Genomic DNA, 21,525 nt, shown 5'->3' on the forward strand with positions numbered 1-21,525 from the left:
AACGGGGGGCGCATGACAGCTCTGGCCACCACATCGGCAGTCTCGACGTCTGGATTGATTTGCAGCCCGCGCTCTGCGGTGCTGGCGCTGTTGCGTGGCGCGCTGCTCGCCAGCAGCCTGGTGGGCGGACTGGTGCAGGCGCAGGACCGGGGGAGCACCTGGTATCTGGTGCAGCCCGAAAGCCGCGGTCCCCTGCTGGACCCTGTGGTGCAGCACTATGTCAAATATCTGCCTCAGTACCTGGGGGACAAAGTGGTGCTGCAGGATGTCTCCAGGGGCCGGAGCATGGAGGCGGCGCGGGACGCGCTGAGCTCCGAGAATGCGGGGCGCACCGTGGTGCTGATGACGCCGCTGCTCAACGAGCAGATCTACGACGAGCAACTGGCCAGACGCTCCGAGGCGCGCGCCGTGGCCGTGCAGCTGATATCGCAGCGCCCCTGGTGCCTGGCCAGCGGCCATGATCTGCAGCCCCGCAACGCCGAGAGCTTCATGGCCTGGCTGCAGGGCCTGAAGCGGCCCATACGCATGGGCATGGGGGCCAGCTACGGCCTGTTGCCCAGGGTCTGGATCAAGGCCATGGAGCACAGGACCGGCGTCTCCTGGAGCGTCACCGATTTCGCGGGCAACTCGGCCCAGGGCCTGGCGAGCCTGGCCTCCGGCCAGCAGGATCTGCTGCTGGAGACCTGTCCGGAGCTGCAAAGGCGACTGTCCGCCAAGGACACGTCCGCGGTGGCGGACAAGGTCCATGTGCTGCTTTCGACGGGAGACGGCGCCTACAAGGGCACGCCCACCTTCATGCAATGGCGGCTGCCCATGCTCACGGCCAGCTGGGCGGCCTGGTTTGTCTCGAGTCAGATGCGGGCCGAGCAGCGCGAGCGCGTCGCCAGTGCCTTGCATGCGGTGGCCCTGCGGGAAGACACCCAGGCCCTGATTCGCGAACTGGGACAGGAGCCTTCGCTGCTATCGTCCAAGGCCAGCCAGGCATTTGCGGAGAACTGGCTCAGCAACTGGAAAAGCGTTGCCAACTGGCTGGACAACCTGCCGGCGGACGACCGGCCGCGCAGCAGTCGCGCCGCTCCGGCGGTGCAGCACGAGGCTTCGAGTTCCTGAAGCAGGCCGTTGAAAGCGTGGTCATGCGCCGCTGGCTTGCAGCGGCGCATGACTTTTCATTGATATTCGGAGGGATGGCAACAGCCAAGGAGACATCATGAAATACGAGGACATCAAGCAGGACCTGAGTGCGTTGCTGGGTCAGGCGGGCAACCACAATGGCACCAGCCGCCGCGATGCATTGCGCCTGGCCTTGGGCGGGGGGCTGGGCATAGGCTATGCCTGCGCCGCTGGTCCGGTGATGGCGCAGACGGCCATCAAGACCTCGGCGGAGGGGCTGAGCGCGGGAGAGATCGGCATTGATGTCCAGGGCTTCAATCTGCCCGCCTACCGCGCCGCGCCGGTGGGCAGGACGAATCTGCCCGTGGTGCTGGTGATTTCCGAGATTTTCGGTGTGCATGAATACATCGCCGATACCTGCCGTCGCCTGGCGCGCGCGGGCTATATGGCGATTGCTCCCGACCTGTTCGTGCGCCAGGGCGATCCCATGGCCTATGCCGAGACGGCCAAGCTCATGAGCGAGGTGATCGCCAAGGTGCCCGATGCGCAGGTGATGGGGGATCTGGATGCGACGGTCCGCTGGGCTGCTGCCAATGGCGGCGACACCGCCAAGCTGGCGATTACCGGCTTCTGCTGGGGCGGGCGCATCGCCTGGCTGTATGCGGCCCATGGCCCGGTCAAGGCCGGCGTGGCCTGGTACGGGCGGCTGCAGGGCGGCAAGAACGACTTGCAGCCCAGCCATCCCATCGACCTGGTGGCACAGCTCAAGGCGCCGGTGCTGGGCCTGTATGGCGGCCAGGACGCAGGTATTCCGCTGCAGTCGGTGGATGCCATGAAGGCCGCGCTCCAGACCGGCTCGGCCGCGGCCAGGGCCTCGAAATTCGTGATCTACCCCGAAGCTCCGCATGCGTTTCATGCGGATTACCGCCCCAGCTATCGCGAACAGGCCGCTCAGGACGGCTGGGTGCAAATGCTGGCCTGGTTCCGGCATCACGGCGTGGCGTGAGAGGGCGCGCAGGGGGCTTGACAGCTTTGCTAAGGTGAAATGAAGCCAGCCATCCGGAGCTGGCGATATGGGGATAGCGCCGAGCCGCGGCCCGAGACCGCGCATTCTGCGAGAATCCCCGCCATTCGCCTCAAGGAATATGGTTCCTGGGCATACGGTTAAGCCATAAATCGCTATGACATTGGTAGCAATTATCTTGGCCACCCTGGCTGCTGGTATCGGCAGTGTCTGGGTGGCCGCATTGTTGATGGGTCTGGGAGGGTCGCGTGCGCCGGGCGTCATGCCCCAGCGGCTGTTGAGTCTGGCCGCGGGTGCGCTGCTGGCCACTGCCTTCATGCATTTGCTGCCCGAGGCTTTCGAAAGCCATGGCGAGGCCCATGACCTGTTCATCACCCTGTTGATCGGACTGGTGTTCTTTTTTCTGCTGTCCAAGGCGGAGCTCTGGCACCACGGCCACGAGCATTCGCACAGCCATGTCCACGAACATGAGCATGAGCATGAGCATCATGAACACGCGCATGGGCATGCTCACGGCAAGGGCGGCTGGGCGGTCCTGACCGGCGACAGCGTGCACTGCTTTGGCGACGGCGTGCTGATCGCCTCGGCCTTCATGGCCGACATCCGTCTGGGCATGATTGCCGCGCTTTCCGTGCTCGCCCATGAGGTGCCTCACCACATGGGCGACATCGTGGTGCTGCGTCAGGCCAGCACCAACCGCCGGGTGGCGCTGATCAAGGTCTCCATGGCCGGCGCGGTGACCACGCTGGGCGGGGTGGCGGGCTACTTCCTCGTCGGCCGGCTGCATGATCTGCTGCCCTATTTCCTGACCGTGGCCTCCAGCAGCTTTATCTATGTGGCGCTGGCCGATCTGATTCCCCAGTTGCAAAAGCGTTTGAGCGCCAGGGAGACGGCGGCCCAGGTGTTCTGGCTGCTGCTGGGCATACTGCTGGTGACGGTGATGAGCGGCGCGGCCCACACCCATCCGCACATGCATTGACCCGGGCCAGCGCCCTGCCTCTGATGCCTTTCAGCCGGGTTCCGCCTCGCCGCGCAGCACGGCCTTGACGGCCGCCAGCTGGCGGCGCGAGACGGCCAGCAGCTCGGGAATGCCTTGCAGGCGCAGGCCCCAGCCCTCGCCTTCCTCGGGGTCGTCATAGCGCTCCAGGCTGCACAGCGCCGATCGGGCCACCAGCGCATTGCGGTGCACGCGCAGCAGCTGCTCGCTGTGGCGGGCTTCGAGTTCGGCCAGCGCGCCGTCGAGAATGTAGTTGCGCTGCACGGTGCGCACGGTGATGTATTTCTGCTCGGCCTTGAGGTAGCGCACCTCGCTCAGCGGCAGCCGCAGGGTGCTGCCGCGTTCCTGGATCAGCAGCACGGGACCGCTTTCCACCACGGTGCGGGCATTGAGTGCGCGCTCCGCTTTTTGTAGCGACTGCTGCAGACGCTCGAGACGTACCGGCTTGGTCAGATAGTCGATCGCATCCAGCTCGAAAGCCTGGACTGCATGGTTGGCATGGGCCGTCACAAAGGCCACGGCCGGAGGGCAGTGCATGGAGGCCAGCGCGCGCGCCAGGCTTAGGCCGTCCCGGCCCGGCATATGAATATCCAGCAGCACCAGCTGCACGGGCGCGGCTTGCTCCGCGCCCAGCCGCTGCAGGGCCTGTTCGGCGGATTCGGCCTCCTGCACATGGTGGGGGCCGTGGCTGCAATCGGCCAGCAGGGTGCGCAGGCGGGCGCGAGCCAGGGCTTCGTCATCGACGATCAAAATATGCATCGCGGGCTTTCTTGGCGGGCATGGGGTCTGCGGCCAGGGGAACACTGAGCCGCACGATGTACAGGCCGTGGCGCAGCTTGGTGCGAAAGCTGCCCTGGAGGTCGTGCAGCAGCGAGAGCCTGGCCTTGACATTGTCCAGCGCCATGCCCTGGCCCCGGCTGGCAGGTGTGGCCTCGGTATCGGGCAGGGTGTTGATGATGTGGATCAAGGCCTGGTTGCCGCGCTTTTCGGTGCGCACCTGCAGCTTGCCACCGCGCGGATTGGGCTCCACGCCGTGGCGTATGGCGTTCTCCACCAGCGGCTGCAGCAGCAGGGGCGGCAGCAGCGCCGCATGCACGCTTTCATCGAGCTGCCACTGGATCTGCAGGCGGGCGCCGAAACGCACCTGTTCGATCGACAGATAGCGCTGGGCCAGCTCTATCTCCTGGGCCAGCGTGGTCGTGGTGTGGGGTTCGGCCAGCGCATAGCGGAACAGGTCGCTGAGGTCCTCCAGCAGGGACTCGGCCTTGGCAGGCTCGGCGCGCACCAGGGCAATGGCGCTGTTGAGCGTGTTGAACAGAAAGTGCGGGCGTATGCGCGACTGCAGCTCGGTCAGGCGGGCCTGGGTCTGGGCCGGGGCACTGCCGCGCGCGCGCAGCACCAGCGCCGTCACCAGCAGGGCGGCCAGCAGGCCGCCCGTGACGGCGCTGGCCAGCCAGGGCGTTCTGTCCATGCCGATCCAGGACCACATGCCGCAGGCGTAGAGCCCGGCCAGCGCCCCCAGCAGCACTCCGGCCAGATACTGGCCGGGCGTGCTCAGGCGCTGCAGCGGTTGCTTGAGGCTGCAGGCCGCAATCAGCCAGACCAGCGTGCCGGGCAGGCTGGCACCGGTGAGCAAGGCCATGGAGCCCAGCCACTCCAGGGGCGTTTCCGCGCCATAGATGGCGGCCGTGGCCACCACGAGCTGCACAAACAGCACGGCGCGCAGCACCACGCCCGCATTGCAGGCATCGAAGACCTGGACGGGGCGCGGCGCATCGGTCGGGGCGGCAAAAAAACGCAGTGGCACGGTGTGGCGGGCAGGGATGGCAGACCCGGAATTATGGGCAGTCTGCGGGCCTGCGCACAGCGGACGCCAGATGGCTGTCAGTTTGTTGCCTCGGCCTTGAGGCGGCTCAAGAGCCGCGGGCGCTGCGGCTGTGGGCAAAGCGCCGCAGCGACCAGGCAATGCCGGCCAGTATCAGCAGCATGGGGGCCAGCTCGCTGGCCTGGGGCAGGCGCTGCTCGTAGATGAAGTGGTAGGTCAGCGCAAACAGGGTCTCGAACACCAGCAACTGGCCCACGAGCGTGATGGGCAGGCGCTGGCTGGCGGCATTCCACATCCAGTTGCCGAGCCAGGAGGAGAACACCGCCACCCCGAGGTTGAGCAGCCAGAACAACTGCCAGCGGGCCGCGGGAATCGGGGGCGCGCCGGAGGCCGGGGCCAGCAGCCACAGCAGGGCCCAGAGCAGGGCGCTGATCAGTCCCACGGCCAGGCCCCAGAGCGTGGACCATTCGGTGCCGTTGAAGCGGCTTTGCGCGAGATAGCGGGTGTTGTCCAGTGCATAGCGGCTCCAGGACAGCATGGCCAGCACGGCCAGCAGCACGCCCAGCAGATGGCGGGCGGGCTTGTCCGCCGCACCGCCCGTCAGCGCATGGGCATTGATGAGCACAATGCCGGCCAGAATCAGAGCCATAGGGGCCAGCATGCGCTGCACGGGAATGGCGCCCGAGGTCTTGCGGCCCAGCAAGGGCATCATGATGGGCACCAGCCCCACGATCAGCGAGGTCATGGCCATGCCTATCCATTGCACCGAGGTTGCGACCAGCGCGAAATACACCACATTGCCGGTGAAGGCCAGCCAGACCAGATGCCGGATATCGGCTTTCTGCAGCCTGGGCAGCAGGCGGCCGGCCTGGGGCAGAAAAATGCATAGCGCCACCAGGCCATAGAGCACGAAGCGGCCGAACGTGACCTGCAGCGGCGAGAACTCGGGCAACAGCGCGGGGACCAGAAAAATAGCGCCCCATAGCGCGCAGGCAGCCAGGGCGAAGCCGAAGCCGGATAACAGAGAGGAGCGGGAATTCATGCCGGGGCGGTGCGCGGGCCTTGGGAGCTGCGACCTGGGAGAAAGCGAAGCGTACGGGTGATAGGGCGTGATTTTGCGCGCTGCACAAAAACCGGTGTGCGGGCCAGAGAAGCCTGCTTTCCACGAGAAACGTCGTACATCGCTCTGTCATCAAGCACACGCTGCTATGAAAAACAGAGCTTTCCGGCGGTGATGGCTGCTTTGCCGCAGTTGCAGGCAATGGCTATGGGCCGGATTGGGGCCGTGGCCTAGGCAGACCGATAAAATCCCAGCTTCTGCTTTGCACAGCCGCAACGCCATCGCCCGGATGGTGGCCAGGCCTGTGGTTTTACGGGATTGCTGTCCTCACATGTCTACATCTGCTCCTTCGCACAACCAGCTCGACACCAAGGCCGAAGCCTGGTCTGCCCTGTTCTCCGAACCCATGAGCGACCTGGTCAAGCGCTATACCTCCAGCGTGTTCTTCGACAAGCGCATGTGGCAGGCCGACATTCAGGGCAGCCTCGCCCACGCCGAGATGCTCTCGGCCCAGAAGATCATTGCGGCCGAGGATTTCGCCGCCATCCAGAAGGGCATGGCACAGATCACGGCCGAGATCGAGGCCGGCAGCTTCGACTGGAAGCTGGACCTCGAAGATGTGCACCTGAATATCGAGGCGCGCCTGACCCAGCTGGTCGGCGATGCGGGCAAGCGCCTGCACACGGGCCGTAGCCGCAACGACCAGGTGGCCACCGACGTGCGCCTGTGGCTGCGCGGCGAGATCGATCTGATCGAAGGCCTGCTCAAGGAGCTGCAGCGCTCGCTGGTCGAAGTGGCCGAGAAGAATGTGGACGTGATCCTGCCCGGCTTCACCCACCTGCAGGTGGCCCAGCCCGTGAGCTTCGGCCACCATATGCTGGCCTATGTGGAAATGTTCAAGCGCGACGCCGAGCGCATGCTGGACGTGCGCAAGCGCGTCAACGTGCTGCCCCTGGGTTCGGCGGCTCTGGCCGGCACCACCTACCCGCTGGACCGCGAGCGCGTGGCCAAGACCCTGGGCATGGAAGGCGTGAGCCAGAACTCGCTGGACGGCGTGAGCGACCGCGACTTCGCGATCGAGTTCACGGCAGCCGCTTCGCTGTGCATGGTGCACGTGAGCCGCCTGTCGGAAGAGCTGATCATCTGGATGAGTCAGAACTTCGGCTTCATCAAGATTGCCGACCGCTTCACCACCGGCTCGTCCATCATGCCCCAGAAGAAGAACCCCGACGTGCCCGAGCTGGCACGCGGCAAGACCGGCCGCGTGGTCGGCCACCTGATGGGCCTGATCACCCTGATGAAGGGCCAGCCCCTGGCCTACAACAAGGACAACCAGGAAGACAAGGAGCCGCTGTTCGACACGGTGGACACCTTGAAGGACACGCTGCGCATCTTCGCCGAGATGATCGGCGGCCAGCTCAACCCCGCTGCCGGCGCCAAGGAAGGCGGCATCACGGTCAACGCCGAGAACATGCGCGCCGCGGCGCTCAAGGGCTATGCCACGGCCACCGACCTGGCCGACTATCTGGTCAAGAAGGGCCTGCCCTTCCGCGATGCCCACGAAACCGTGGCTCACGCCGTGAAGCTGGCCACCGTGAAGGGCGTGGATCTGACCGAGCTGCCGCTGGCCGAGCTGCAGGCCTTCAACCCCAATATCGAGGCCGATGTGTTCGAGGCCCTGAGCCTGGAAGGCTCGCTCAACGCCCGCAACACCCTGGGCGGCACGGCGCCGGCCCAGGTGCGTGCGCAACTGGCCAAGCACCTGGCACGTCTGGCCTGATCAGGCCGAACACCGTGGCGTAGTCATCACGCCGGGAAAGCGCCCTTTACCGGGCGCTTTTGTTTTGGTTAGTCTAAAAAATCTTGAGGAGAAAACCCATGACGCAAACCCGTCGTCAGCTGCTGCGCACCACCGCCTGCGTGGCCGCAGCTTCCGCTCTGGCTCCTTTGGCCTGGGCCCAGTCCGGCCAGCCCCATACGGGCCAGCCCGTCCGCATCCTGGTGGGCTTTCCGCCCGGCGGCGGATCGGACGCCATAGCGCGTTTGCTGGCGGAAAAGCTCAAGGATGAGCTCGGGGTGACGGTGGTGGTGGACAACCGCCCGGGGGCGGGCGGCCAGATCGCCGCGCAGCAGCTCAAGGCCGCGGCCGCCGACGGCCACACCCTGTTTCTGACCCACGACCACACCATCTCCATCCTGCCGCAGGTGGTGAAGAAGCCCGGCTTCGATCCGCAGCAGGACTTCACTCCCGTGGCCGGGATTGCGACCTTTGTGAATGCCCTGGCGGTCTCCAGCAACACCCCGGCCAGGAATCTGGCCGAGTATGTGGAATGGGTGAAGGCCGGCGCCAAGCGCGGCTCCATAGGCATTCCGGCACCGGCTTCGACGCCCGAGTTCCTGGTCAAGATCCTGGCCGAGCACTACAAGCTCGATCTGGTGGCCGCGCCCTATCGCGGCAGTGCACCCATGCTGGGCGACATGCTGGGCAACCAGATTCCCGCAGGCATAGGCTCGGTGCCCGACTTCATCGAGAACCACAAGGCCGGCAAGCTGCGCGTGATCGGCGTGCTCGGCGCCAAGCGCCAGGCCTCCATGCCCGATGTGCCGACCCTGCAGGAGCAGGGCATCAGAGGCTTCGAGGACACGCCTTATTACGGCATTTATGCGCCCAAGGGCGTGAGCCAGTCGTTTGTGCAGCGTTTCTCCATCGCCATCGCCAATGTGCTCAAGCAGCGCGACGTCTACGCTCAGCTGACGGCGCTTGGGCTTACAGTTGGATACATGAATCCCGCCCAGCTCGCGGCCCGCGAAGGCGCCTATACCCGCGTTTGGACCGGTATCATTCGGCGCAGCGGTTTTCAGCCGCAGTAGAAGCTCGCGCGTGCAGCAAATGCCTTAAAGCCCTGCTCCGCCTAGAGGGAGCAGGGCTTTTTTGTTGGCTGCTTCCGGCTTCGCACTGCGCAAAGACCGACATTACATTCACAGCATTGGGCCTGACCACAAGGTTTGAGCCCCAGAGGGGATGACTGTTATGAGCGTGCCGAGCACGAGGGAGAGAGGGCTGTCGCCGCAGATCTGGCGCCAGCAAATGGGAGCGGGGCTGCGGATTGCGGCCCTGTGGGGGATGGCGGTGACGGCGGCGCATGCGGTCGGTATTCGCCAGTTCAGTCCCCAGGGCGATGTGACCAAGGTCGGCCAGGTGGTCGTGCAGCTCGATGGTGCCGGCGTGCGCTTTGGCGATCCCAAGGCCGCGGCGCCCGTCACGCTGCAATGCTCGGACGCCCAGGCGGCCAAGGGCACGGGCCGCTGGAACAGCGAGAAGGAATGGGTTTTCGACTTTGCGCAGAACCTGCCCGCAGGCGTGCGCTGCACGGCGCAGCTCAATTCCCAGTTCAAGACCGTGGCCGGCTCGGCGCTGACGGGCGCTGCCAGCTATCAGTTCCAGACCGGCGGACCCCAGGTCGGCGATATCGCGCCCGAGACCTACGAGCAGATCGACGAGCAGCAGTACTTCGCGCTGCGCCTCACCGGCGCGGCCACTGCGGACAGCCTGCAAAAGCGCGTCTGGTGCACCTCCGAAGGCGTGGGCGAGCGCATTCCCGTGCAGCTGATCGGCGGCAAGGAGCGCGATGCCGTGCTCAAGCAGCAGCACTGGGACAAGGATGCCGCCAAGCGGCCGCAGAACTATGCGGTGCTGGCCTGCAACCGTCGCCTGAGCTCGGGCAGCAAGATGACCCTGGTCTATGGCAAGGGCGTGGCCATGGCCAACGGCCTGGTCAGCAAGGACGAGCAGCGCTACGAATACCAGGTGCGCGAGCCCTTCAGCGCGGACTTCAGCTGCGAGCGTGAAAACGCCAACGCCGCCTGTCTGCCCATCCGTCCCATGCGCCTGTCCTTCAGCGCGCCCGTGCCGCGCAAGCTCATCGAAGGCATACGCCTCAAGAGCGGTGCTTCGGCGGTCGCACCCATCGTCGAGCAGCATGGCGACAAGCTGGCCGAGGATTCGCTGATCGACAGCGTGAGCTTCCCGGCCACGATGACGGCCAATGCCAAGTATGTGATCGAGCTGCCGCCCCAGTTCAAGGATGCGGCGGGCCGCACGCTGAGCAATGCCAATCTGTTCCCGCTGGCCACGGCCACGGGCAATATGCCGCCGCTGGTGAAGTTCGCGGCCTCGCCCTTCGGCATCGTGGAGCGCTTTGCCGAAGGCCCGAGCGGCCCAGCCCTGCTGCCCGTGACGCTGCGCAATGTGGAGCCCGATCTGACCGCCAAGTCGCTGGATGCCAGCGTGGTGCGAACCAAGAAGGGCGGCTCCGACGCCGACATCATCGCCTGGCTGAACAAGCTCGAGCGCTATGATGGCTATAGCGTGGAGCGCAAGCGTGCTGGGCGCGACGTGAAGGTTCTGCCTCCAGTCATCAACGACGATAAGAACTGGGTGCAGACGCGCATGCTGTCCCTGCTCGACGGGCAGAGCCAGGTCAAGACGCTGGAGCTGCCCAAGGCCGCCAAGGGCGATCCGCGTCCCTTCGAGGTGGTCGGCATTCCGCTGAGCCCGGGCTTCCAGGTGGTGGAAATCGCCTCGCCCCTGCTGGGCAAATCGCTGCTCGACGAAGGCTATGGCGCGGGCCGCACCATGTATGTGCGCACTTCGGCGCTGGTGACCAATCTGGCCGTGCATTTCAAGCTGGGCCGCGAGAATTCCGTGGCCTGGGTGACCACGCTGGACAAGGGCAAGGCGGTGGCCGGCGCCAAGGTGCAGGTCTCGGACTGCAGAGGCCAGGCGATTGCCGCGGCCGTCACCGACGAGCAGGGCATCGCGAGCTTCGACGGTCTCAACCCCAATCCCTCGTCCTGCAGCGGCGAGGACGGCTACTACCGCAGCGGCTCCTATTTCGTGAGCGCCCGGGCCGATACCAGCGCCGGCGAGGAACTGGCTTTTGTCTGGAGCAACTGGAACAAGGGCATAGAGTCCTGGCGCTTCAACGTGCCCACCAGCTCCAGCGGCATGCGTGACGAGGTCGCGCACACGGTGTTCGACCGCATGCTGTTTCGCGCGGGTGAAACCGTGTCCATGCGCCACTACATCCGCGGCCTGACGGGACCGGGCAAGCACTCCAATGGTTTTGCGCTGCCCTCCGCCTATCCGGACCGGCTGATCATCACCCATCTGGGCAGTGGCCAGCGCTATACGCAGCCCATCAACTGGAACATCGAGACCACCAGCGCCGCCAACGAGTTTGCGCTGCCCAAGAACGCCAAGCTCGGCGAATACCTGGTGGAACTCGGCTATGCGAATGGCAACCATGGCCGCTCCAGCTTCAACACCGGCATCTTCCGCGTCGAGGAGTTCCGCCTGCCCGTGATGGAGGGCCGCGTCGGCCCCGCGGGCAAGGATGCGCTCTACAACGTCAGCAGCGTGCCGGCCGAGGTGCAGATCAACTATGTCTCCGGCGGTGCGGCCGCGAATCTGCCGGTCAAGGTGTCGGCTCTGCTGCGCGCCAAGTCGCTGGACTTCCAGGGCTGGGACGGCTTCAGCTTCAATCCGCCGCGCAGCGCCCAGGATCTGGGCCATAGCGACGACGAGGAAAGCACGGCCAGCGACGACACCAAGGTGGTGGCCGACAAGCTGCCCGTGACGCTGGACAAGAACGGCCTGGGCAAGGTCACGCTAGACAAGCTGCCAAAGTCCAGCGAGCCGCGCGAGCTGCTGATGGAGGCCACATATGCCGACCCCAATGGCGAGGTCCAGACCCTGCGCGGCACGCGCACGCTCTGGCCCGCGGCCGTGGTGGCCGGCGTGCGCTCCGAGGGCTGGGTGTCGGTGGACCGCAAGCTGCGTTTCCAGGCGCTGGCGCTGGATACTGCGGGCAAGGCTTTGGCCGGCGTGCCCATCAAGGTCGAGGCCGTGGCGCGCATCACCACCTCCAGCCGCAAGCGCCTGGTGGGAGGCTTCTATAGCTACGACAACCAGACCTCGCTCAAATCCCTGGGCACGGTCTGCTCCGGCACCAGTGACAGCCATGGCCTGGTCCAGTGCGAGGCCCAGCTGTCCCAGCCCGGCGAGGTGGAAATCATCGTCAGGGCTTCCGACAAGGAAGGCCGCAGCTCCCAGGCCGCGACCTCGGTGTGGGTGACGGGCCAGGGCGAGCTCTGGTTCGGCGGCGAAGACCATGACCGCATGGACGTGCTGTCCGAGCGCAAGAGCTACGAGCCCGGCGAGACGGCGCGCTTCCAGGTGCGCATGCCCTTCCGCCGTGCCACGGCCCTGGTCGCAGTGGAGCGCGAAGGCGTGGTGAGCACGCGAGTGGTGGAACTCTCCGGCGAGAACCCCACGGTGGAGCTCAAGGTGGAGGACAACTGGGGGCCGAATGTCTATGTGAGCGTGCTGGCGCTGCGCGGCCGTCTCATGGAGGTGCCCTGGTACAGCTTCTTCACTTGGGGCTTCAAATCGCCGCTGGAGTGGTGGCATGCGTTCTGGAACGATGGCAAGGAGTTCATTGCCCCGACTTCCATGGTGGACCTGTCCAAGCCGGCCTTCCGCTTCGGCATGTCCGAGATCCGCGTGGGCCTCAAGAACCACACTATCGACGTGAAGCTGACGTCCGACAAGTCCAGCTACAAGGTGCGCGGCAAGGCCAAGGTCAGCATCAAGGCCACCCTGCCCAACGGCAAGCCTGCGGCGGGCGTCCATGTGGCCGTGGCCGCCGTGGACCAGGCCCTGCTGGAGCTGATGCCCAATACCAGCTGGAACCTGCTGGACGCCATGCTGACGCGCCGCGAATGGGGGGTGCAGACGGCGACGGCCCAGATGGAGGTGATAGGCCGGCGCCACTATGGCAAGAAGGCCGTGCCCGCGGGTGGCGGCGGTGGCCGCAGCCCCACGCGCGAGTTGCTCGACACCCTGCTGCTGTGGAAGCCCGATCTGATGCTGGACGCCAATGGCCAGGCCCTGATCGAGGTGCCGCTCAACGATGCGTTGAGCACCTTCCAGGTGGTGGCGATCGCCGATTCCGGCGTCAGCCTGTTCGGCACGGGCCAGACGGCGATCCGCACCACCCAGGACCTGCAGATCATCAGCGGCCTGCCGCCGCTGGTGCGCGAGGACGATCTGTTCCGCGCCCAGGTCATGCTGCGCAACACCTCGGCCAAGGCCATGAAGGTGGAGGTCACGCCGCGCGCCACGCTGCTGGAGCTCAAGGCCCAGAGCGTGGAGATTCCCGCGGGTGAGGCTCGCGAGGTGTTCTGGGACGTGAAGGCCCCGGCCCAGCTGGCCGGCACGCGTGCCGAAGCCCTGCTGTGGGAGATTTCTGCGCGCGACACCGGCGGCGGTGCCGATGCTGCGAGTGACGCGCTCAAGATCAGCCAGCGCATCGTGCCGGCCGTGCCGCTGTCGGTGCAGCAGGCCACGCTGGTGCAGGTCGACGGCAGTTTCTCCGTGCCCGTGAACCCGCCCGCCGATGCGCTGCCTGGTCGCGGCGGTCTGCAGATGTCGCTGGTGCCCAAGCTGACCGAAGGTCTGCCCGGCGTGCGCGACTGGTGGGCCCGCTATCCCTATTCCTGCCTGGAGCAGGTCACCAGCAAGGCAGTCGGCATGAACAATGCCGAGCTCTGGACCAGCACCATGGCCCAGCTGCCCAACTATCTGGACAGCGACGGTCTGGCCAACTACTTCCCACCCCAGGACGGTTCGGCCAGCCGGGGCAGCGATACGCTGACTGCGCATCTGCTCAACCTCTCGGCCCTGGCCCAGGGCGTGGACAAGCGCTATGTGATTCCGGCCGCCGAGCGCGCGCGCATGGAGGACGGGCTGATCGCGTTTGTGGAAGGCCGCATCCAGCGCAATTTCTGGAGTCCGCGCAAGGATCTGGAGATGCGCAAGCTGGCCGCGATTGCCGCGCTGGCCCTGTCCGGCAAGGCGACGCCGCGCATGCTCGACAGCATCAACATCACGCCCAACCAGTGGCCCACGCATGCGGTGATCGATCTGACGCTGCTGCTGCAGCGCATGAAGGATCTGCCGCAGCGCGACGAACGCCTGGCCCAGGCCATGCAGGTGCTGCGTGCGCGCCTGAGCTTCAACGGCACGCGTGCGGGCTTTTCCACCGATCAGGACGACGGCTGGTGGTGGCTGATGCAGGGCCCCGACGTGAATCTGGCACGCCTGATTCTCGTGACCCTCAATGACCCGAGCTGGACGCCCGACCTGCCGCGCCTGGTCAGCGGCTTCATTGCGCGCCAGCAGTCGGGCGCCTGGAGCACGACCACGGCCAACCTCTGGGGGGCGCTGGCGCTGCGCCGCTTCTCGCAGAAGTTCGAGTCCGAGCCCGTGGCCGGGACCACGCTGGCCAGCATGAACGGCAACGAGGCCAAGGTGAACTGGGCCGATGTCAAGCGTGCGAGCTCCGAGGATGTGCAGGGCGTGGCCCATGCCAACAGCCTCTTCGGCGAACCCGTGCGCGCCGGCGGCCTGATGAACAACACCATGTTCATGCCCTGGGGCAAGGCCGGCAAGGGGCAGCTGACCGTGACCCAGCAGGGCACGGGCAAGCCCTGGCTGACCGTGCAGTCCGTGGCCGCGGTGGCGCTCAAGGCACCGTTCAGCTCCGGCTACACCATCAAGCGTACGGTCACGCCCGTGGAGCAGGCCGACAAGAGCCTGTTCGGCAGCGGCCAGTACACGCGCGGCGATGTGCTGCGCGTGACGCTGGAGGTGCAGGCCAAGACCGATATGAGCTGGGTCGCGGTCACCGATCCCGTGCCCACGGGTGCCACCATCCTGGGCGGCGGCCTGGGCCGGGATTCGGAAATCGCCTCGCGGGGCGAGAAGCAGGAGGGCGCCGGCTGGCTGGCCTACGAAGAGCGCAGCTTCGAGGCCTACCGCGCCTACTACCAGTACCTGCCCGCGGGCAGCACCAAGCTGGAGTACACCGTGCGCCTGAACAATGCCGGCGAGTTCGCTCTGCCGCCCACCCGCGTCGAAGCACTGTATGCGCCCGAGATGTTCGGCGAGTCGCCGAACGCCAAGCTCAAGGTGTCCATGCCCAAGTAACAGCGCTTGCTTGCAAAGCCCCGGTCAGTGCAAGCTGCCGGGGCTTTTTCATGCCTGCAGCGGCCTGCCCGTCCTGGGCCGGGCGAGCTGACATGCGCTTGTCATGTTCAGTTTCTAGACTGGCGCGATGTCGTTGATCGAGCTGGAGCATGTCGCCAAATCCTGGGGCGACACCACGGCCCTGCATGCCGTGAATCTGAGAATCGAACCGGGCTCGTTTTGTGTGCTGCTGGGCCCTTCGGGCTGCGGTAAATCCACCACCTTGCGCATGATTGCCGGCCTTGACGTGCCGACTTCGGGCGCCGTGCGCATCGACGGGCGCGATGTCACCCATCTGCGGCCGGCCGAGCGCTGCATTGCCATGGTGTTCCAGAACTATGCGCTGTTTCCGCACCTGAGCGTGGCCGACAACATCCAGTTCGGCCTGCAGGTGCGCAAGCTGCCCAAGGCCGAATGCCAGCGCCGCCTGCAGCAGGCGGCCGGGCTGCTGGGTCTGGAAGCGCTGCTGGAACGCCGGCCGGGCCAGCTCTCGGGCGGCCAGCAACAGCGCGTGGCCCTGGGCCGTGCGCTGGTGGCCCAGGCCAAGGTCTGCCTGATGGACGAGCCGCTGTCCAATCTGGATGCGCAGCTGCGCCAGGAGATGCGCGCCGAGCTGCGCGAGCTGCAGCAGCGTCTGGGCCTGACCGTGGTCTACGTGACCCACGACCAGGCCGAGGCCATGAGCATGGCCGATCAGGTGGTGCTGCTGAACAAGGGGCGTGTGGAGCAAAGCGCGCGGCCGCGTGAAATCTATGCGCGGCCGGCCACCGCGTTTGCGGCGCGCTTCATCGGTACGCCGGCCATGAATCTGGTGGGCCTGCAAGGGGCTTGCATTGCGGGCAGCGAATGTGCCGTGGCTCCGGCACTGGTGCCGGGCGGCTCCTATCCGCAAGCGCTGGGCGTGCGGCCCGAGCTCATCTCCATCACCGCCAATGCACCGGGCGTCGCCGCCGTGGTGCAGGGCTTTGAATATCTGGGTGCCGATCTGGTGGTGCGCTGCCAGGTGGGCCGCGAACTGCTGACGGTGCGCACGGCGGGCAATACCCATGCGGATCTGCAGCCGGGCCAGGGCGTTTTCCTGAGCTGGCCGCAGTCCGAAGCGCATTGGTTCGACGCCCAGGGCCTGCGCATCCATCTTCCGGCACAGGCCGCCGAGGCCGATCCGCTGCTGTTTGCCGCGGCCTGAGCCGCACCGCCGGTCCATGGGCCGGCTTCAGATCCAGGCTTTTTGTTTCCGCAGTTTTGAGGAGGAGTTTCCATGCGTCGCCACACCTTCATCCGCAGCCTGACCGCAGGCGCAGCCACTTTGACCGCCCTGGGCTTTGCGGGCCTGGCCCAGGCCCAGACACCGCTGGAAGTGCCGTTCTACTACCCCGTGGCCGTGGGCGGCCCCATCACCAAGGTGATCGACGGCTATGCGGCCGAATTCAACAAGGCCCACCCCCAGTACAAGCTCACGCCGGTTTATGCGGGCACCTACCAGGAGACCATCGTCAAGGCGCTGACGGCCCACAAGGCCGGCAAGGCGCCCGCGACCTCGGTGCTGCTGTCCACCGACATGTTCACGCTGATGGACGAGGACGCCATCGCGCCCATCGACGACTTCGTGAAGACCGATGCCGACAAGGCCTGGCTCAAGGGCTTCTATCCGGCCTTCATGGCCAACAGCCAGGCCGGCGGCAAGACCTGGGGCATCCCGTTCCAGCGCTCCACCGTGGTCATGTACTACAACAAGCAGGCCTTCAAGGAAGCCGGCCTGGACCCCAGCAAGCCTCCCCAGAACTGGAAGGAGCTCAAGGAAGCCGCGCACAAGCTGACCAAGAAGGATGCCAGCGGCAAGGTCGTGCAGTACGGCATCCAGATTCCGTCCACGGGCTTTGCCTACTGGATGCTGCAGACGCTGACCACGCCCAACGACGCGCTGCTGGCCAACGAGGCCGGCACCAAGGTCACGCTGAACCATCCCAAGGTCATCGAAGCGCTGGACTTCTGGGTCAGCCTGGTCAAGGAAGGCGTGCATCCGGCCGGCGTGGTGGAGTGGGGCACGACGCCCAAGGACTTCATGGAAAAGAAGGCCGCCATCATCGTGACCACGACCGGCAATCTGACCAATATCAAGGCCAATGCCAAGTTCGATTTCGGCGTGGGCCAGATCGCCGGCAATATCCGCAAGGGCTCGCCCACGGGCGGCGGCAATTTCTACATCTTCAAGAAGGCCTCCAAGGAGCAGCAGCAAGCCGCCTTCGAGTTCGCCAAGTGGATCACCCAGCCCGAGCATGCCGCGCAGTGGAGCATGGACAGTGGCTATGTGGCGGTCTCACCCGCAGCCTACGAGACGCCCGAGCTCAAGAAGTACGGCCAGGAATTCCCGCCGGCCCTGGTGGCGCGCGACCAGCTGCCCGTGTCGGTGGCCGAATACTCCACGCATGAGAATCAGCGCGTGACCAAGGTGCTCAACGACGCCATCCAGGCGGCCCTGAACGGCAGCAAGACCCCGGCCCAGGCCATGGAAGAGGCGCAGAAGGAATCCGACCGCATCCTGCGTCGCTACAAGTAATGAGCGCCACAGCGACCGACAACGCGCGGGGCGGCCTGCGGCCTGTGGCAGGGGCCCTGGCCGCCGCTGCGGCCCGCCGCGAGGCCGTCCATGCTTGGCTGCTGCTGTTGCCCGCCCTGGTGCTGCTGCTGAGCTTCACGCACTGGCCCGCGCTGGCCACGTTCTGGGACAGCCTGCATGCCACGGGGCGCGGCGGGCAGAGCGGCGAGTGGGCGGGCCTGGAGAACTATGTGGTCATGGTCGACGACCCCGTGTTCTGGCAGGCCGTGCGCAACAATCTGTGGTTTGCCTCGGCGACGATCCCGCTGTCCATGGGGCTGGCGCTGCTGATGGCGCTGTGGGTCAACGAAAAACTGGCCGGGCGGGCCTTTCTGCGCATGGCGTATTTCACGCCCACGGTGCTGCCCATGATCGCCGTGGCCAATATCTGGCTGTTCTTCTACACGCCGCAGTACGGTCTGCTCGAGCAGATCCGCGGTGCTTTCGGGCTGGGCGCGCACAACTGGCTGGGCGATCCGTCCACGGCGCTGGCCTGCGTGACCCTGGTGGCCGTGTGGAAGGAGGCGGGTTTCTTCATGATCTTCTACCTGGCCGCGCTGCAGACGCTGAACCCCAGCCTCAAGGAGGCGGCGGCCATCGAGGGCGCATCGCGCTGGTATTTCTTTCGCCGCGTGCAGTGGCCGCTGCTCATGCCCACCACGCTGTTCGTGCTGGTCAATGCGGTGATCAATGCCTTCCGCCTGGTGGACCATATCTTCATCCTCACGCGCGGCGGGCCGGACAATGCCTCCACGCTGCTGCTCTACCACCTGTACGAAGTGGGCTTCAAGTTCTGGGACACCGGCTATGCCGCGGCCATCACCGTGGTGCTGGTGGTGGTGCTGGCCAGCGTGGCGCTGCTGCAGTTCTTCGTGCTCGACAAAAAGGTGCATTACCAATGAGTGCCGCCAGCCTTTCCTCGCAGCGCCAGCGCCCGGGGGCGAATTTCTACGCGGCATCGTGGCTGGACACGGTGGCCGCCTGGCTGCTGGCCCTGCTGTGGATACTGCCGCTGGCCTATGCGTGCTGGACGGCCTTCCATTCTGCCGATGTGTCCACGCGCCTGGACCTGTCCGCACCCTGGACGCTGCAGAACTTCCGCCACGCCTGGGAGGCCGCGCCGTTTGCGCGCTACTTCCTCAACACGATGATCCTGGTGGCGCTGATCCTGGCAGCGCAGCTGGTGCTGAGCACGCTGGCGGCCTTTGCGTTCGCACGCTATCGCTTTCGCGGCAGCAACGTGGCTTTCGCGCTGGTGCTGGTGCAGCTGATGATCATGCCGGACATCCTGCTGGTGGCCAATTACCAGACCATGTCGCAGCTGGGTGCCGTCGATACGCTGCTGGGCATAGGCCTGCCGTATTTCGCCTCGGCCTTTGCGATCTTTCTGCTGCGCCAGACCTTCATGAGCATCCCCAAGGAACTGGACGAGGCCGCGCGCGTGGAAGGCGCCAGCACGCTGCAGATCCTCTGGCGCGTCTACGTGCCGCTGGCCCGGCCCGTGTACACGGCGTTTGCGCTGGTGTCGGTGAGCTTTCACTGGAACAACTTCCTGTGGCCGCTGATCATCACCAACAGCGTGGAATCGCGTCCGCTCACCGTGGGGCTGCAGGTGTTCTCCAGCGTGGAGTCTGGCGTGGAGTGGTCCACCATCTGTGCGGCCACACTGATGACCTCGGGCCCGCTGCTGCTGGCCTTTCTGCTGTTCCAGCGCCAGTTCGTGCAAAGCTTCATGCGTGCCGGCATCAAGTGATCCGCAGGCGGGCGGCGGGGTACAGTGGCGCTCTTGTGTAATGGAGTACTTGCCATGTCCGGACCCGCTGCAGCAGGCGTGCTGATCTACGCCAAACACCGCGATGCGCTCGCGAACTTCTACGGCCGGGTGCTGGGCATGCAGCAGCTGCATCGCGACGAGCATCTGACGGTGATGGCGTCGCCGCAGCTGCAGCTGGTCGTCCACGCCATTCCCGAAGCCATTGCCAGCCAGGTGAGCATTGCCTCGCCGCCGGCGCGGCGCGAGAACGTGGCGCTCAAGTTCTTTGCCACCGTGGCGTCCATTGCCGAAGCCGCCAGCGCCGCCGAGGCTCTGGGTGGCCAGGTGTTCGACGAGCGCTGGCAGGGCCCGGGTTTTGCGGTCTGCAATGCCATGGACTGCGAAGGCAATGTGTTCCAGCTGCGCGAATGGACGGCGGGCCATGCATGACATCGCGCCTGGCGCGGCGCAAGCAGGGCAGCTCAAGCACTTTGTACGACACACGCCCTGGCTGATGCAGGCGCTTGATGCGGCCAGGCAGCAGGGTTGGGCGTCGTGGTGCATAGGTGCGGGAGCCGTGCGCTGCGCGGTATGGGAGGCACTGCATGGGCGGGCCGCGGGTGCGTTGCCGCCGGCTTGCCTCGGCGACATGGATGTGGTGTATTTCGATGTGCGGGAAGCAGAACGGGGTCACTGGCAGTCTGCGCAGGCATTGGCCAGGCAGCAACTCCAGGAGCGCTTGCCATGGGTGCGGTGGGAGGTCGTGAACCAGGCGGCCGTGCATTGCTGGTATCGCGGCGCGAAGGGCCAAGCGGTGCCGCCTTTTGCATCGCTTGAGCAGGCTGTTGCGAGCTGGCCGGAAGTGGCCACCTGCGTGGGCGTCTATCTTGATGCGCGTGATGAGCTGCAACTGGTGGCTCCGCTGGGTCTCGACGATCTGCTGGCGCTGCGCGTGCGCTACAACGCCAGCGATCCCGAGCGCGTCAGTCCCGCGACCTATGAGGCGCGCATGAGCGCCAAGCAGTGGCAGCGCTTCTGGCCTGGCCTGGAGCTGCAGAGCCTGCAAAAACAATAGCTGGATGCGCTTGCAGCATCAGCGCTGGCCCCTGGTTTGATGCGAAGGATGAAACATGCAGATACTGACCTGGAATACACAGTGGTGCTGCGGCATGGACGGCGTGGTCAGCGTGGAGCGCATAGTCCGCCAGGCGCTGGACATGGGCGCCGCGGCCGGCGGGCTGGATGTGCTGTGCCTGCAGGAGGTGGCCGTCAACTATCCGGATCTGGAGGGCGTTCCCGGCGATCAGCCGGCCGAGCTGCGGGCGCTGCTGCCGGGCTGGCAGCTGTTCTTCGGCGCCTCGGTCGATGAATTCACGCCGCAAGGGCGCCAGCGCTTCGGCAATGTGATCGCCACGCGCCTGCCGGTGCTGCAGGTCCAGCACTATCCGCTGCCGTTTCCGGCCGAGGCCCAGATGCGCTGCATGCAGCGCATGTGCTCGGTGCTGACGGTGAGCGACCCCATGCTGGGGCCGGTGCGCATCATGACTACCCACCTTGAATACTATTCCGCGCTGCAGCGCATGGCTCAGGCCAGGGCCTTGCGCGCTCTGCATATGCAGGCCTGCGCCCTGGCCGATACGCCGCCCCAGGCGGCCAGCGATGGCTCTCCCTACCAGACCAAGCCGCATACGCGCCATGCGGTGCTCTGCGGGGACTTCAATTTCGAGCCCCAGGACCCCGAGTACGCCGAGCTCGCCGCGCCCTGGGCCGAGCATGAGCTGCCGGGGCTGAAGCCCGGCCGCTGGCTCAACAGCTGGAGCGTGCTGCATCCCGGCGCGCCGCAACCGCCCACCTTCAGGCTGGTGGATCGCACCTGGGGCCCCGAGCCCTCGGCCTGCGACTTCATCTGGATCAACGACAGCCTGAGCGCCCATGTGCGAGCATGGCAGGTGGACAGTGCCACCCAGGCCTCCGACCACCAGCCCGTGATGCTGACGCTGGGCTGATTCTGAACGTTCAGGCCGGAGTCCTACAGACAGTCCGTGGGCTATGGATCAGTGTTTCAACAT

At 66.0% G+C, this 21,525-nt stretch carries 16 protein-coding genes; 13 read left to right on the forward strand and 3 right to left on the reverse strand.

The annotated features are described in order from the left end of the window. Positions 1-12: 12 nt before the first annotated feature. From AB6724_RS00065 to AB6724_RS00075, 3 genes are all read left to right on the forward strand, one after another. Entirely contained in the window at positions 13-1,110 is a 1,098-nt protein-coding gene (locus tag AB6724_RS00065; protein ID WP_369336460.1) for a hypothetical protein, read from the forward strand. 97 nt (positions 1,111-1,207) lie between these two features. After that, on the forward strand, positions 1,208-2,116 hold the full coding sequence (locus AB6724_RS00070) for a dienelactone hydrolase family protein (protein ID WP_369336461.1): 909 nt from the start codon (positions 1,208-1,210) through the stop codon (positions 2,114-2,116). Positions 2,117-2,291: 175 nt separating this feature from the next. Next, entirely contained in the window at positions 2,292-3,113 is an 822-nt protein-coding gene (locus AB6724_RS00075) for a ZIP family metal transporter (RefSeq protein WP_369336462.1), read from the forward strand. A gap of 30 nt (positions 3,114-3,143) precedes the next feature. Here the strand turns inward: AB6724_RS00075 and AB6724_RS00080 are convergent, their stop codons facing one another. The 3 genes from AB6724_RS00080 to AB6724_RS00090 form a co-directional block, all read right to left on the reverse strand. After that, entirely contained in the window at positions 3,144-3,890 is a 747-nt protein-coding gene (locus AB6724_RS00080) for a LytR/AlgR family response regulator transcription factor (protein WP_369336463.1), read from the reverse strand. Beyond that, a complete protein-coding gene (locus AB6724_RS00085) occupies positions 3,868-4,938 on the reverse strand; it encodes a sensor histidine kinase (protein ID WP_369336464.1) in 1,071 nt (356 codons plus the stop codon). The genes AB6724_RS00080 and AB6724_RS00085 overlap by 23 nt, the downstream gene beginning before the upstream one ends. Positions 4,939-5,044: 106 nt before the next feature. After that, the gene (locus AB6724_RS00090) at positions 5,045-5,998 is read right to left on the reverse strand and encodes a DMT family transporter (RefSeq protein WP_369336465.1); all 954 of its coding nucleotides are present in this window, start codon (positions 5,996-5,998) and stop codon (positions 5,045-5,047) included. A 349-nt stretch (positions 5,999-6,347) separates the two neighbouring features. Between AB6724_RS00090 and argH the strand changes: the two genes are divergently transcribed. The 10 genes from argH to AB6724_RS00140 all read left to right on the forward strand — a co-directional run bounded on the left by argH (position 6,348) and on the right by AB6724_RS00140 (position 21,462). After that, positions 6,348-7,796 (forward strand): argininosuccinate lyase, encoded by a 1,449-nt coding sequence (gene argH, locus AB6724_RS00095; protein WP_369336466.1) that lies wholly within the window; start codon positions 6,348-6,350, stop codon positions 7,794-7,796. Between the two features lie 98 nt (positions 7,797-7,894). After that, entirely contained in the window at positions 7,895-8,887 is a 993-nt protein-coding gene (locus AB6724_RS00100; RefSeq protein WP_369336467.1) for a Bug family tripartite tricarboxylate transporter substrate binding protein, read from the forward strand. A gap of 217 nt (positions 8,888-9,104) precedes the next feature. Then, positions 9,105-15,068, forward strand: a complete 5,964-nt coding sequence (locus AB6724_RS00105; RefSeq protein ID WP_369336725.1) for an alpha-2-macroglobulin family protein — start codon at positions 9,105-9,107, stop codon at positions 15,066-15,068. A 127-nt stretch (positions 15,069-15,195) separates the two neighbouring features. After that, a complete protein-coding gene (locus AB6724_RS00110) occupies positions 15,196-16,293 on the forward strand; it encodes an ABC transporter ATP-binding protein (RefSeq protein ID WP_369336468.1) in 1,098 nt (365 codons plus the stop codon). A 72-nt stretch (positions 16,294-16,365) separates the two neighbouring features. Continuing rightward, positions 16,366-17,664: an ABC transporter substrate-binding protein gene (locus AB6724_RS00115; protein WP_369336469.1), complete on the forward strand. Its 1,299-nt coding sequence runs from the start codon at positions 16,366-16,368 to the stop codon at positions 17,662-17,664. Continuing rightward, positions 17,664-18,605, forward strand: a complete 942-nt coding sequence (locus AB6724_RS00120) for a carbohydrate ABC transporter permease (protein ID WP_369336470.1) — start codon at positions 17,664-17,666, stop codon at positions 18,603-18,605. Before AB6724_RS00115 ends, AB6724_RS00120 begins: the two co-directional genes overlap by 1 nt. Next, complete coding sequence (locus AB6724_RS00125; RefSeq protein ID WP_369336471.1) at positions 18,602-19,456, forward strand: carbohydrate ABC transporter permease; 855 nt, start codon at positions 18,602-18,604, stop codon at positions 19,454-19,456. Before AB6724_RS00120 ends, AB6724_RS00125 begins: the two co-directional genes overlap by 4 nt. Before the next feature lie 54 nt (positions 19,457-19,510). After that, positions 19,511-19,906 (forward strand): VOC family protein, encoded by a 396-nt coding sequence (locus tag AB6724_RS00130; RefSeq protein WP_369336472.1) that lies wholly within the window; start codon positions 19,511-19,513, stop codon positions 19,904-19,906. Beyond that, the gene (locus tag AB6724_RS00135; protein WP_369336473.1) at positions 19,899-20,531 is read left to right on the forward strand and encodes a nucleotidyltransferase family protein; all 633 of its coding nucleotides are present in this window, start codon (positions 19,899-19,901) and stop codon (positions 20,529-20,531) included. Before AB6724_RS00130 ends, AB6724_RS00135 begins: the two co-directional genes overlap by 8 nt. 55 nt (positions 20,532-20,586) lie before the next feature. Further along, a complete protein-coding gene (locus AB6724_RS00140) occupies positions 20,587-21,462 on the forward strand; it encodes an endonuclease/exonuclease/phosphatase family protein (RefSeq protein WP_369336474.1) in 876 nt (291 codons plus the stop codon). Positions 21,463-21,525: the final 63 nt, after the last annotated feature.

Source organism: Comamonas guangdongensis (assembly GCF_041079535.1).
In the GTDB taxonomy this organism is placed as follows: Bacteria; Pseudomonadota; Gammaproteobacteria; order Burkholderiales; family Burkholderiaceae_C; genus Comamonas; species Comamonas guangdongensis.

Bases quoted from the DNA above. Each gene is read 5' to 3' on its own strand.
- AB6724_RS00120 (WP_369336470.1), top strand. From the start codon at position 17,664: ATGAGCGCCACAGCGACCGACAACGCGCGGGGCGGCCTGCGGCCTGTG.
- AB6724_RS00135 (WP_369336473.1), top strand. From the start codon at position 19,899: ATGCATGACATCGCGCCTGGCGCGGCGCAAGCAGGGCAGCTCAAGCAC.
- AB6724_RS00115 (WP_369336469.1), top strand. From the start codon at position 16,366: ATGCGTCGCCACACCTTCATCCGCAGCCTGACCGCAGGCGCAGCCACT.
- AB6724_RS00140 (WP_369336474.1), top strand. From the start codon at position 20,587: ATGCAGATACTGACCTGGAATACACAGTGGTGCTGCGGCATGGACGGC.
- AB6724_RS00130 (WP_369336472.1), top strand. From the start codon at position 19,511: ATGTCCGGACCCGCTGCAGCAGGCGTGCTGATCTACGCCAAACACCGC.
- AB6724_RS00065 (WP_369336460.1), top strand. From the start codon at position 13: ATGACAGCTCTGGCCACCACATCGGCAGTCTCGACGTCTGGATTGATT.
- AB6724_RS00110 (WP_369336468.1), top strand. From the start codon at position 15,196: ATGTCGTTGATCGAGCTGGAGCATGTCGCCAAATCCTGGGGCGACACC.
- AB6724_RS00075 (WP_369336462.1), top strand. From the start codon at position 2,292: ATGACATTGGTAGCAATTATCTTGGCCACCCTGGCTGCTGGTATCGGC.
- AB6724_RS00105 (WP_369336725.1), top strand. From the start codon at position 9,105: ATGGGAGCGGGGCTGCGGATTGCGGCCCTGTGGGGGATGGCGGTGACG.
- AB6724_RS00080 (WP_369336463.1), bottom strand. From the start codon at position 3,890: ATGCATATTTTGATCGTCGATGACGAAGCCCTGGCTCGCGCCCGCCTG.
- argH (WP_369336466.1), top strand. From the start codon at position 6,348: ATGTCTACATCTGCTCCTTCGCACAACCAGCTCGACACCAAGGCCGAA.
- AB6724_RS00100 (WP_369336467.1), top strand. From the start codon at position 7,895: ATGACGCAAACCCGTCGTCAGCTGCTGCGCACCACCGCCTGCGTGGCC.
- AB6724_RS00090 (WP_369336465.1), bottom strand. From the start codon at position 5,998: ATGAATTCCCGCTCCTCTCTGTTATCCGGCTTCGGCTTCGCCCTGGCT.
- AB6724_RS00125 (WP_369336471.1), top strand. From the start codon at position 18,602: ATGAGTGCCGCCAGCCTTTCCTCGCAGCGCCAGCGCCCGGGGGCGAAT.
- AB6724_RS00070 (WP_369336461.1), top strand. From the start codon at position 1,208: ATGAAATACGAGGACATCAAGCAGGACCTGAGTGCGTTGCTGGGTCAG.